General features: G+C 62.9%; 11 protein-coding genes. 2 read left to right on the top strand and 9 right to left on the bottom strand.

Features of this window, described 5'->3' with window-relative positions; genetic code table 11:
- Nucleotides 1-422 precede the first annotated feature (422 nt).
- Entirely contained in the window at nucleotides 423-1,244 is an 822-nt protein-coding gene (locus tag V1278_RS34185; protein WP_334366567.1) for a class I SAM-dependent methyltransferase, read from the top strand.
- A gap of 17 nt (nucleotides 1,245-1,261) precedes the next feature.
- Here V1278_RS34185 and V1278_RS34180 read toward each other — a convergent pair whose 3' ends face one another.
- Genes V1278_RS34180 through V1278_RS34165 form a run of 4 tightly spaced genes read right to left on the bottom strand, consistent with a single transcriptional unit; the run spans nucleotide 1,262 to nucleotide 4,932 of the window.
- A complete protein-coding gene (locus tag V1278_RS34180) occupies nucleotides 1,262-1,675 on the bottom strand; it encodes a hypothetical protein (RefSeq protein ID WP_334366568.1) in 414 nt (137 codons plus the stop codon).
- Nucleotides 1,672-2,901, bottom strand: a complete 1,230-nt coding sequence (locus V1278_RS34175) for a glycosyltransferase family 4 protein (protein WP_334383745.1) — start codon at nucleotides 2,899-2,901, stop codon at nucleotides 1,672-1,674. Before V1278_RS34175 ends, V1278_RS34180 begins: the two co-directional genes overlap by 4 nt.
- Nucleotides 2,864-4,141 carry a glycosyltransferase gene (locus V1278_RS34170; RefSeq protein ID WP_334383744.1) on the bottom strand — a complete coding sequence of 426 codons (1,278 nt, stop codon included), beginning with the start codon at nucleotides 4,139-4,141 and terminating at the stop codon, nucleotides 2,864-2,866. The genes V1278_RS34175 and V1278_RS34170 overlap by 38 nt, the downstream gene beginning before the upstream one ends.
- Nucleotides 4,138-4,932, bottom strand: a complete 795-nt coding sequence (locus V1278_RS34165; protein WP_334366571.1) for a WecB/TagA/CpsF family glycosyltransferase — start codon at nucleotides 4,930-4,932, stop codon at nucleotides 4,138-4,140. The genes V1278_RS34170 and V1278_RS34165 overlap by 4 nt, the downstream gene beginning before the upstream one ends.
- A 214-nt stretch (nucleotides 4,933-5,146) precedes the next feature.
- Here V1278_RS34165 and V1278_RS34160 point away from each other — a divergent pair, with 214 nt between their 5' ends.
- Nucleotides 5,147-6,247: an endo-1,4-beta-xylanase gene (locus V1278_RS34160; RefSeq protein WP_334383743.1), complete on the top strand. Its 1,101-nt coding sequence runs from the start codon at nucleotides 5,147-5,149 to the stop codon at nucleotides 6,245-6,247.
- 21 nt (nucleotides 6,248-6,268) lie between these two features.
- On the opposite strand, the gene V1278_RS34155 is transcribed toward V1278_RS34160, so the two are convergent.
- The 5 genes from V1278_RS34155 to V1278_RS34135 are packed head-to-tail and all read right to left on the bottom strand — an operon-like array spanning nucleotide 6,269 to nucleotide 12,311.
- The gene (locus V1278_RS34155; RefSeq protein ID WP_334383742.1) at nucleotides 6,269-7,708 is read right to left on the bottom strand and encodes a lipopolysaccharide biosynthesis protein; all 1,440 of its coding nucleotides are present in this window, start codon (nucleotides 7,706-7,708) and stop codon (nucleotides 6,269-6,271) included.
- A gap of 3 nt (nucleotides 7,709-7,711) precedes the next feature.
- The gene (locus tag V1278_RS34150; RefSeq protein WP_334383741.1) at nucleotides 7,712-8,767 is read right to left on the bottom strand and encodes an acyltransferase family protein; all 1,056 of its coding nucleotides are present in this window, start codon (nucleotides 8,765-8,767) and stop codon (nucleotides 7,712-7,714) included.
- Entirely contained in the window at nucleotides 8,764-9,870 is a 1,107-nt protein-coding gene (locus V1278_RS34145) for an acyltransferase family protein (RefSeq protein ID WP_334383740.1), read from the bottom strand. Before V1278_RS34145 ends, V1278_RS34150 begins: the two co-directional genes overlap by 4 nt.
- On the bottom strand, nucleotides 9,863-10,936 hold the full coding sequence (locus V1278_RS34140) for a glycosyltransferase (protein ID WP_334383739.1): 1,074 nt from the start codon (nucleotides 10,934-10,936) through the stop codon (nucleotides 9,863-9,865). The genes V1278_RS34145 and V1278_RS34140 overlap by 8 nt, the downstream gene beginning before the upstream one ends.
- 19 nt (nucleotides 10,937-10,955) lie before the next feature.
- A complete protein-coding gene (locus tag V1278_RS34135; protein WP_334383738.1) occupies nucleotides 10,956-12,311 on the bottom strand; it encodes a VpsF family polysaccharide biosynthesis protein in 1,356 nt (451 codons plus the stop codon).
- Between the last annotated feature and the right edge of the window lie 11 nt (nucleotides 12,312-12,322).

Raw genomic sequence — 12,322 nt, 5'->3', positions numbered from 1 at the left:
CGCCAACCAGGCGACGCGAAACGAGCCGGCTGCAAGGCTTTCGACAAATCCTAAAGTTTGTTCGAAACAGCAGGGCGGGTTTGTGCGTTGCGTTCTCGCAAGCCCTCACGGTGGCATCTGGCTGCAGCTTCCTGCGACATCCAATTGCAACCATCCGAATTGTTCCCGGTCCCGCATTGTTGCGCTGTCATTGCATTCGAAATAGCATCGATTGCGAGTCATGAGCGGGGCAGGGCAGAAGAAATGACATATGAGGTCCTTCTTTGCAGCTTTCTGCCGTCGATCATTCGGTAGCGAATACGGAACCCGCGCACTGGAAAAAGCGTCTTCGCTGTCCTCGCTGCTCGTCGCCGCTGCGGAACGTGTGGTCACAGCCAACGTGCTCAAACCGTGCCTGCGATTATAGCAGAGCCGGGTTTCCGATGATCGGCGCGCAGCCGGTGCTGATCGATTTCGCAGCCAGCATTTTTGAACGCAGGATGTACGAGGCCGAGAATGGCTCGGCGCTGCGGCGGGACGTCAGTCGCAGTTCCCTTGGATCGCGGCTGCATCGCCTTACCTTCGGAGGCAATCCGGTTGCAGTCGCCAACAGCGCAACGTTCATCGAGCTGTTGAAGCGGGGGTCGAGGCGGCCGGTTGTACTCGTTGTCGGAGGCGGGACGATCGGTTTGGGCGCAGACGCACTCTACCGGGACGATTCCATCGAGCTTGTCGGCACCGATGTCTACGCTTCGCCGCACACCGTGCTGGTGGCTGACGCCCACAGTCTACCCTTCGAAGACGGCGTGTTCGACGGCGTCTGGGTGCAGGCGGTGCTGGAACATGTGCTGGAGCCCGCAACGGTCGTTGCCGAGCTGCATCGGGTGCTGCGGCTGGAAGGCCTGGTCTATGCGGAGACGCCGTTCATGCAGCAGGTGCACGAGCGGGCCTATGACTTCTCGCGTTTCACGCAGAGCGGTCATCGCTGGCTGTTCAGGCGATTTTCCGAGATCAACGCCGGACCGGTCGGCGGCGCCGGTGTGGCGCTTGAATGGTCAATTCGCTATTTCGCACGCGCTCTCGGCGCGGGCAACAAGCTGTCACGCCTGATCGTGCTGCCGTTCTTCTGGATCAGATATCTCGATGCGTTCGGTCGCGGACGGGCCGCAGCAGACGCCGCCAGCGGCTTCTTCTTTCTGGGGCGCAGAGCCGAGCAGGCGATGGATCCGCATGACATGCCGGATTACTACAACCGGCAGAAGTGAGACGGATGGCGCGCGCTCTAAGAGACGCCCTTAATCTTCTTGCATGGCGTGGACGAGGTTGACGACATCCGTGCGACGTCCGTTACGGACCGGATGGAAAGCTTTTCCTTGCTGGTGATGAAGCGGAGCACGCCGCGAGGATAGGCGTCGCAGAACTGAGCCAGCGTGGCTGCCGTCGCTGAAACGCTGTCCTGCTTGGGGACCACGGCGATGCCGCCATCGCGCAGGATATACGCGTCCTTAACGTTGGGCATGGCCGATGCCGCGACGCAGATCTTGAACAGGTCGTTATAGGTCTGCGGCGTCAGGGACAGGTCCCCGCCGGGCGTTCCCAGGAGATACTCGCGGCTCTTGCGGCAGTTCTCGTTGTCCGCCCGCGCTGCACCGTTCGCGAGCGTCAGCAGTATCGCAGTCGCGACCAGCAGCTTCATGCCGTTATTCCGATGGCGCGGTCTGCAGATGCCGGCTTGCCGGTGTAGGGCAGGCCATAGGTTATCGCCGCGCATCGTTCCCATGAAAGGGCGCGGGCATGGGAGGATGCGCCTGCCGCGAGAATGGCGCGCAGATTCCGATCGGCGGCCAGCTCTGCAATCGCCTGCGATATGCTCTCGGCCGACGGCGGCACGAGAATTCCAGTCTCGTCGGCGAGCACGGCGTCAGGCACGCCGCCGACGTCGGTCGCGACGCTTGGCAGGCCGGCGGCCCCGGCCTCGAGATAGACCAACCCAAATCCCTCCACCCGGCCGGTCGTATCGGGGAGACCCGTCAGGCAAAAGAAATCCGAGGCCGCGTAGAGATCGCGGATGTCTTCGTTCGATTGCGGGCCGAGGAAACGAATGTCGCAGGCCGCCGCCTCGGCGTTGCGCCGCAGAGCATCGACATAATCGGCTTCGCCGTCCGGGCCGATCACGAGCCACGTGATGCGATGGCGCAGATCGTCCGGAAGCTGCAATAGCGCGGCAAGCGTCAGATGATGTCCCTTGCGGCGCGTGATGCGCGCGACCGTGATCATCACCAGCCGGTCTTCCGGCAGGCGATGGGCCAGGCGAATCTCCCGGCGCGTCCGTCGTCCGCCGAACCAGAACTCCGATACGCCGAGACTGATCGCGCTGATCTGGCGCGGGTCGACAGCAAACCGCTCGCGGAACAGCGTCTCGGTAAAACCGCTGTTGGCGATGATCTCCGTCCGCGGTCCGAACACGCCGGCGCCGCGGATCGCCATGCGCTTTAGCGGCGTCTGCGTTTCGTTGATCTCGGTGCCGTGCACCGTCATCAGTACCCGCGCCTGCGTGCGCCATCTCGAAAGCGCAACCGGAATGAAGAACGGCCAATCGGCGGCATGGACCACGTCATATCGGTCGCCGCGGACGCCGCGGCGTGCCAGCATGATCTTGCGCGGCATGTCGCGCATGGAGTGGAGGCCGCCGCTGTAGCGCACGACCTCGAAAGGAAGAATGCGATCGTCGTCGGCCGTCTGCTGTGCGTAGTCCGGCGCCACCACGGTGACCTTGGCGCCGAGCCGGCTCGCCGCCGCCGCAATTTCGCGCGCGTAAGTCCCAATTCCTCCCATCGCGGGGGCGAACTCGCTGGTCAACAGAAGGATGTTCAACCCGGCGCCCTCAGTAAGTCGGCGCCGCGGCGGCAAGTCCGCGGGCATCCTGAATTTCCTGATGATAGCGGAAGACTCGCGCAAGCTGGGTGCCCGGCGTGAACGCCCGGATCGAATCGGCGATTTGTACCGGATTCATCGTGCCCGCGTCGATGGCATTCCGGACGTCGACGAACCGCTGTGCGAGCGCATCGGCCATGTCGTCGCGGCTGCCGCTTCGCGCCACCAGATAGCCGCTGACACCAGAGTGGATCACGGGCTCGAGCTGGGGCAGGTGCATGGCGACGACGGGCCGGCCGACCGCAAGGGTTTCGAGCACGCAGCGCGGCATGCCTTCGAATTCGGATGTCAGGATGCCGGCATGCGCGCTCGCCAGCGTCTCCGCCATGCCGGCGGCGTCTTTGAAGCCGTGGCGGACGGTGATGTCTTCGATCGCGGCGAACTCTTCGAACCGGTGCGGGTCGCTGGTGCCGATATAGTGAAACCGTACGTCGCCGTTCAATCGCCGCCGCAGGCGGTCGATCGTGCGAAACATCAGCGGTGGATCCTTGAATTCATCGAGCCGGCCGGCGAACACGATCTGAAATGGCGACGAGTTCAGCGGCCAGAGTTGCGGCTTGAAGATATCCGTGTTGACCCATGTCCAGAGCGTATCAATCTTGTCCTTGCGGCGCGGATAGGTCCGCTGCAACCGCTCGGTGATGAACGGATTGACGCAGAGAAATTTCTCGCTCATGGCGACGGCAAACCGCTCGCCGGTATTGTGGACGAAGGCGTATTTCCGCAGCAGCGAATCCATCTGCAGTTTCGGCGCGCCCTCGCCGTGAAGCATCTGCACGAACGGCAGCCGCAGGATCGCCGGCAACCAGGAGAATTCCACCCGCCGCAGATCGACCGAGCACCGCCTGGCGCGGATCAGCCTTGCGATCGGACCGAAGTGGCGGAGCAGTGCCATGAAGAATTGCCCGGTCAGCGAGGTGCGGATGCTGCGGGCCGCTTCGCGCGCCTGCTGGTCCGAATAGTGCAGGATCGGCAGGAAGTCGAAGCCGCGGCCTCGGAATGTCATCCGGTGAAGCTTGCCGAGCTCCAGCTCGCCCGTCGAGTCGACACCGATGAAGAGGATGTCGGTGTCGGTCGGATGGAATGTAATGAAGTCGCGAATGTATGTTTCGAGGCCGCCCACCTTTTGGCCGCGCGGGTCGAACGGGTGGATCAGGCAGATCTGGTAACGTGGCTTGATCCGGTTGGCGTTTCGCGCCCGTAGCGCCAGGGTCAATGTTGAAGTCATGCCGCTTTCCTCATGCGTGCCTGGACAATTTGCGGAATGGTTCGCGCAACGAGGCGCGGAACGACTGTCATGCATTTGATATAGCGGGGGCCGAGCCGGCGCGGCTCGCGCAGCATGCGCCATGCCCATTCCAGCCCGGTTTTGCGCGCGATGGACGGCGCGCGGTCTTGCGTGCCGGCGATGAAATCGAGTGCGGCTCCGATGCACAACACTCCGGTTCCATTCAGCTCGTCGAGGCATCGCGCCGCGAACAGCTCCTGCCGTGGCGCACCCAGCGCGACGAAGCAAATTCTGGCGCCCGAGGCTCGGATGCGTTCGATCGCAGCATCGGCTTCGCTGGAATAGGGATCAAAACCCGGTCCCGGCGCAAAGCATCCCGCGATTTGCAATCCCTTGAATCGTTCCGACAAACGCCGTGCCGTTGTCTTGAGCGTGAGATCGTTCGCCCCCAGCAGAAAGACCGGGAGTCCTTTCTTGCGGGCTTCCGCGCAAACAGGCTCGACGAGATCGGCGCCGGTCGTGCGTTCGATTGGCACGCCCATGAGGCGGCTCAGCACGACAATGGGGAACCCGTCGGCGGTGACAAATCGGGCACGACGATAGGCCGCGCGAAAATTGGCGTGGTGTTGAAGCTGGACGACGTGGTCGAGATTGAGCGTGCAGACGCTGAAGTTGTCGCCATGTTGCGCGGCCGACACGATCGAAGACACGGCTTCCGGAAGCGAGGGAACATTGATCGTTATCCCATCGACAGTGAGGCCCGGCTGCAACTGCGCTGGTGGTTCCAACATATCGACTCCTGCTGATGATGTAATCGAGAGACGCACTGGGAACGATCGACAGACGCGTTCGGCAGACGCGTTGCTTCGCGAGGGGAACTGCGTGCCGAAAATTTTCTCGACGGACATTCGTCACGAAATCGGACTAATGCGACGCAACGATGGCGATGCCGCGTTGCGAAGGACGAGACGTCGCGACGAATCATTCACATGATGGAGATCAGCTATGCAGCAGTGGTCGAGGCGAGATGCGCTCGCTCTCATCGCAGGAGCAAGCGTTGCTTCGTGCGGGAAGAAAGTATTCGCCGCGCAGCCTGCGCAAAGCCTCGGCGTCATCGCGGCTCGTAACGGAATCGTGTTCGGCGCGGCTGCTGGTCCGGTGATCGACAAGGATCTTGCGTATCGCGAGCTGTATCAGACGCAGACGCGCATCGTCACAACGGACGTTGCAATGAAAATGGGAACCATCGCGCCGCAGCCGGGGCCGAAGCGATTCGAGAGTGCAGATCGTCTGCTGCAATTTTGTGCGAGTCACAACATTCCGATGCGCGGTCATTGCCTGATCTGGAACGAATGGGTTCCGCAATGGATCAAGAACATGAGCGGTGCCGAGCGTGAGAGGTTCTTCGATTCGTATATCGACGAAGTGGCTGCCCGCTATGTAGGCAAATTGCATTCATGGGATGTCGTCAACGAGCCGTTCTGGCCTGGGCACAAGGCGCCCGGCGGCTACCGGCTCGGTCCGTGGTACGACACATTCGGTACCGGCTATGTGCGCCGTGCCTTCGAACGCGTGGCGAGGATCGACCGAAAGACAAAGCTGGTTCTCAACGAGGCGCAGAGCGAACGCGACGACGACGTCGGCCTCGCGGTTCGCCGCGGCCTGCTGCAGCTTGTCGACGAATTGAAGCATGCCGGCGTGCCGCTGCATGCCGTTGGATTGCAGAGTCACCTGCAGCCTCGCTACCCGCACGATCCCGGACGGTTTACCGAATTCCTTCACGCGCTCGCCGAACGTGGTGTCGATATCTATCTGACCGAGTTCGACGTGCGCGACGATACGTTTCCGGACGACATAGCAACTCGCGATGCCATGATCGCCGAGACGGCGGAGAAGTTCCTGACCAACGCGCTTCGGGTGCCGGCCGTCAAAATGGTGATCGCGTGGGAACTTGCCGATAACTACTCGTTCTATACCGACGCGGCGAAGAAGAAGGATCCACTCGCGCAACGGCTGCCTCGGCCGCTTCCGTTCGATTCGTCGATGCAGAAGAAGCCGCTTTGGTTCGCGATGGCGCGCGCGTTCGAGAATGCCAGAAAGTCGTAGGCGCCGATCGTGTCGAATGCCTCACGCCCCTGAATGCTGGGGGCGCGGCCGAAGCATCCGCACCAGCGACGGTGCATAGAACAGGGCAAGCGCTGCGAAATAGGTGGCAGCGCCCGCCGCAATGTGGGCCGCCAGAATCGGGGTCGTTCGGGCCTCCGGAAACATTCGCAGCACGGCCGCCATGGCGATGGTAGCCAATGCGATGCGCACGAGATGGCCGACCGGAAGGCGCAGGCCAAATCGTGTAAACCCGATTGAAAAACTCACGGTGGCGGCGGCCAGTGCCGCCAGCACGGTGGCGCCGGCGACGCCGGGCAGTCCCCATCGCGGCAGGAACAAGGCGCTCAACACCACGGTCATCGACGCGTCGATTGCGGCAATGGCCATCATCCAGCGCGTGCGGTTTTGCAGGAGAAAGACCTGGTCGCCGAAATGGGCGCGCAGGTTGCGGATTGCGCCGGCGAGCGTGGAAAGCGGGAGGATGGCGAGCGTCACCGCTTGGAACGGCGCTGCGATCAGGAGATGCACGATCTCGTTTCTCAGTATGATGATGCCGGCGAGGCTTGGCGCCAGGATTGCGACGAGGAGGGCGCTGTTGTTGGCGAGCTGGCGCATCCCGGCCTGGTCGCCGTGCTGCTCCATGCTTTTCACCGCCAGCGGGAACGCTGCTGCCGTCACCAGCATGGCCGCGACCGCCGCGGCCCGCTGGCCGAGGCCATAGCCGACGGCGAACAGACCGGCGGCGGCCACTCCGGACATTTCGTTGACGATGAAGCGCGATGCATTGAGGCCGACCCAGCCGAGCGCGCCGCCGATGATCAGCGGAATTCCGTAGCGCAGGGCGTGGACCACGATCTCCCGGTCGATCGGCCACAAGCGGTGACCCCAGCCGATCCAGGGCAGGACGATGAGCGCGGCCGTCAGTTGCGCGGCGGCGTAACCCGCAAGTGGCCAATCCGGGGATTGGCCAAGCAGTTTGATCAACACCAGGCCCACGACAAATCCGACGGATGGCCCGAACACCTGCTGGATCGTATAGACGCGGATCTGCTGCCGCGCGCGGGCGCGTTCACCGATGTAGAGGTTGAGCGACCGGGTTATCACATAGGCGATGGCGGCGAGCAGAAGGCCCGTTCCGGCGCCGGGCGCGATGATCAGATGCAGAATTCCGACGACGGCCGCGCTTTGCAACGCGAGGGATGCCAGCAAGACCGCATTTTCGGTGCGATAGAAGCGCGGCGCGTCGTTGACGTCCTGGTACCGTCCGAGGAAACGCAACGCAAATTGCGACCACCAGGCGAGAAAGCCGATCTGTAGCAATTCGTGCGTGGCCGTAATCAGCGTGATGACGCCGAGCGTGTGCTCGTCGACGACATGCGTCCATACGATCATCGCCAGAAGCTGGAACAGCGGTCCGACGAATTGCGCGGGCAGATAGAGCAAAGTGTGCTTCAGGAGCATCGCTCAAGCCCCCAGCCAGCGGCAGATTCGGGGCGAGGCGAATTGCCGTACGGCGAGCAGCGCCGCGGTAGAGATGAGGGCCGTCAAGATGCAGGAGACGGCAAAGCTGGCGACGCCGCCGAGTTGGCGCAGCACGGTATGATCGCGCAGCGCCATCACGATGAAGATGTGCCAGAGATAGATGAAGTAGCTGCCCGAGCCGATCCACCCGAGTAGCGCGGATTTCGGCTGGATGGCGAACAGCGCAACGCAGAACAGGGCCGCATAGAGGAAGAAGGCGGTCGAATCGTAAGTGGCGGCGTCGCCGAGGTTGAGAATGCGCACGGCGGCATAGAACAAATAGGCAGCCAGCGCAGCGCCAAGGAGCGCGCGGCGCATATCCTGTTCGAGCAGGTCTCTGAACATCGCGGTCAGCGCGCCAAGCGCGGCAAACGAGAACCAGAACGGAATGTCGCGCATGCGGATTTCGTCGAGCAGCGCCTCCGACGCTCCGAGCCTCGACATGGCGGGATCCAAATAGCTGCCGGCAAGCAAACCGCTGCCGATCGAGAGCAGCAGCAGCGCGGTGATCCGTTGCCTTGAAGCGGGTTGTCCGTCCCCGCCGGCCGCAAAAATGAGCCGCAGACCGAGCGTGCAGCAGACATAGACGAAGACGTAATAGTAGACGAACACATATCCCAGCCCGAACCGGGCGAGCGTCGTGCCGATGCGATGATCCATCGCCGGATTATGCAGGGCCATGTAGATGTAGGCGGCGGCGAACGCGATCGCGTAAGGGACCAGGGCTACCCTTAACCGCTTTGCCAGGGGGACGCGGCCGGAAAGCGCCGTGAGATATCCGGAAGCGAACAGGAACACCGGCACGCAGGGCCGTAGCGCTGCATCAAGTGATTTTGTCCAGATGGCGTCGAGCGGCTGCGGCAGCGAATGGATCCCGATCACCATCAAAATGGCGATGCCGCGCATCGTGTCGACGACGCTATTGCGGCTTTGGGCCGTTGCGCGCGAGACGCTCAGAGATGGCGGGCTTGCTGATACGCGTTCGACGACTGCCATCATGTGCTCTCCTGCCGCGAGATCGCTGGAGACGGCACATGTTTGAGGGCGCGGCGGTCGTAAACTTCGGTCAGATATCGCCGCAGCGGCGTTTCGAATGTGCGCAGCGAGACGATGCTCGCAAATGCAAGAACGATGATCGCTACCGGCGCCAGAATCAGTCGTTCATGCTCCGATAAGGAAAGCAGGCGTGATCCAAGGGTGATGACGACGGTCGCAACCGGGATGTGCAGCATGTAACAGGAATAGGTCAGCGCCGACCAGCGATCGAAGCCGAGCCGCGACAGTAGCGTCTCACGTCCGGCGCAGTCGGCCTGAATCGCAAGCATCGCGATGGCGTAGACCGCAAGCAGCGCGGTCGTCGTCGGCAGCAGGGAGCCGAGTACGATAAAAGCCGCTAGCGACGCTGCCAGCGCGCCGGGCATCGCGGGCCAACGCGCGATCCGGCCGCGAAACAGATAGCCGGCCATGCCGAGGTTGAAGGCAGGCAGCGCCCTGAAGGCGCCGCCTTGGTTGATCCAGTCGGCCCACGGTGGCGTTCCGGCAGCCGATGCCCAAAGGGAATTGGCGAGCGCGGCAAGGACCACGAGCGCAATAACCGCCTCCTTGCGGCGTTGCGCGACCAGCGCGACCAGCGGAAAAAGCAGATAGCAAAACATCTCCGCCGAGAGCGACCAACTCGGGAAGTTGAACGTCAAGCGCTCGCCAATGAACGCGTGAAGCAGCAGGAACTGCGCGGGCAGATCTGAAAGCGGATATCGGGCCGGGTTGTCCGTCCGGGCAGCGCCGAAATGGAGTGCGCCGGCAAGCGCAACATAGAAGGCGAGCGTGGCGAGATGCAGCGGATAGATGCGAGCGAGGCGACGCCACAGGAAGCGGCCGATCGATGCGGCATCGTCGACGCGGCCAAAGTATTGACGCGCAATGACAAAGCCGGAGACCACAAAGAACAGGTCCACGAACAGATTGAAATGCCAGGTGTGCGCGACCATGAAACGGCCGATTGGCAAGTCCTTGAAGTAGTCGGAATAGTGAAGGATCACCACGGCGCCGGCCGCGATGATCCGCAATCCATCCTGGTGCCTTGTGGCGCTGGTGTCATGCAAGGCGGCGATACTCCGCAGTAGCGCTTCCCTGGAGGTGAGCAAGGCGGGCAATCAGGCTGATGACGTTTTCGCGGTCGCCGCGGGCCAGATCGTTCCAGCGCGCCAGATTCCGTAGTGCCTGCGCCACGTATCGGGCGCGCCAGTCCTCGTTCGAGAGCGCAGCCGCGATCCGCGCGGCCGCCGAAGCAGGATCTGCGGTATCGATGTAGATGCCGGACTCGCCGAGCACCTCGCGAAAGATGGAAGCATCGGGGGCGATGATCGGCAGGCCGGCGTATTGCGCCTCCAGCAGCGGCAATCCCAGGCCTTCGTCATGGGAGGTGCAGATGAACAGATCGGCGGCGTCAAGCAATTGATTGACGCGGTCGGCCGACTGATATCCGTGCAGCGTAACGTCCGGCTGCTTCTCGAGGGCTTGCCAGTCGTCGCCCCATCCCGGCCTTCCGACGATATCCAGCGTAGCGTCGGGAAATCCCTGCATGCGCAACGCGTCGAGGATTTTCGCCGCCGCTCCAAAATTCTTGCGCGGCTCGACCGTGCCCAGCGCGATCAGCCGAAGCGGTTGGGGCCGCGCGCTCCGTTCGCCGCGCTGTCCGGGGTCGAGGCCAAACACATTGCGCACCGCGGGACGATAGAGCGTCACTTCGGCATCGGACCGGCAATGCGCGGCAAGTTTGCGCCTGGTATCGCCGGAGTTGGCCAGAAAGCGCGGATAGTGGCGCAGCGCGAGCCTGAAGGGGCCGGCCATGTAAAGCCGCGCCCGCATGTTGAGCTCCGCGCGCCGCGTGATCAGGAAATCGTCGTGGATATAGGGTAGCACCCGCGATGCGAACGGCCGCAGCAGCGGGCTGGGCGGAAAGCCGGGACAGAGCAGGATCGAGGACGAAGCGGCGAGCCGCATCGGCAGGCCCAGGGTCTGCGTCGTCAGCATCTGACGAAGACCCTTCGCCGTCACCGGCACGACATCGAGCGGCGCAAGCGCTGCGGCGGAGAACAGCTCCAGCGTAATGCGTTCGAGACCGGTGACGTGGCGTCCGAGGTGGGTGTTGTCGACGTAGATGGCCATACGAAAGGGAATCCTGAAGTTATGCCGGAACGGACCGGTAGGTGACAGGCGCGCGGACTTGCGGGGACGCGGCGATGCGCCGCTGCTCGCGCGGCAGCAGGATCGAAATGAGGATCACGAACTGCGCGAGCTGAATGTTCTTCGACGAGAAGCTCACTGAACTCGCGGCGATGACGATGATCAGCAGCACGATCGCCCATACCGCGGCGCTCGAACGGCGCAGCAATTCGACGAAGAAGCAGATCAGTCCGGTCGTCAGAACGACGGTATGGATGAGGCCGAACTGGACGATGGCGGCAATCCAGAAGTTCTCGATGCCGTAGTTGAGGCCGAGCTGCGACTGCAATGCATTCACCCGGACCGGATTGGGGCCGAGGATCAGCTCGTGCCAATCGAAATGCGAGAGTAGGTTGAACGTGGCGAAGCGCGCGAGCGCGCTGCCCTTGTCGGAAGAGAAGCGCAGCAGCATCTTGTCGAAAATGCCGAGGTCGAGCGCGGCGAAGACGATGGCGCCGGCGGCAAACAGCACGCAGATGGCGAGAATGGCCGCGGGAAGCTGCGTTCGCTTTCCCTGTATCAGGCGGATCGCTTCAAAGCCTCCGACCAGCCCGATCATCGCCAGCACCGTGACCAGCGACGTCCGGCCGCCAAAGGCCATCAGTGACGCCAGGCAGAATGCGATCAGCGGCAGCCGTACCAGGAGCGGCGGGCAGATCGCCGGACGGAGCACCAGCGCGAGCACGTAGGCGCCGACGATGCCGGATGCCGTGAGCGGGTGACCCAGCAGCGCCGCTGAGCGCCATTCTCCCACCACTACGACGTCGCCGAGCGTCAGCGGGATCAGCCGATGCCCGGAGAAATATTCGTAATATCCGAGTCCGACGTTCAGCAGGATCGTGAGGTGAATGGCCCAGGCCAGCGGGCGCCTTTGCGCGGGCGACAACTGCCACATCACCATCACGATCAGGATCGGCAGCAGAAACGTGTCGATGATGACCGTGAACGGGCGTTCGAGCACGATCACCTGGATCAGCAGAAACAGCCAGCAGAGCAGATAGGCCAGCAGCAGCTTCGACTCGGAAAACATCCGGTTGATCTCGCCGACCGGCCCGCGGCTGCGCATCAGTAGCAGGGAGAGTGCCAGCACCGTGAAATAGGTTGCCGGATGCAGCTTTTCGTAAAAATTTCCGCCCGCCGTCAGATAGTGGATTTTCCAGTTGGTCAGCACAGAGGACGAGAGCGTGAATGTCGCCATGACGGCCAGCAGCATCAAGCCGGTCGCGATCCGTTCGATGAACGCGTCGGCATTCGCGACGCGCCGACCGCCAGGGGAAGCTGCCCGCACTGCCGGTGAAGCAAGGTGACGAGGACGCACCCGTGCGACAC

Origin of the sequence: Bradyrhizobium sp. AZCC 1577, assembly GCF_036924575.1 — a bacterium.
In the GTDB taxonomy this organism is placed as follows: Bacteria; Pseudomonadota; Alphaproteobacteria; order Rhizobiales; family Xanthobacteraceae; genus Bradyrhizobium.
This window is presented reverse-complemented; position numbering and strand designations above follow the sequence as displayed.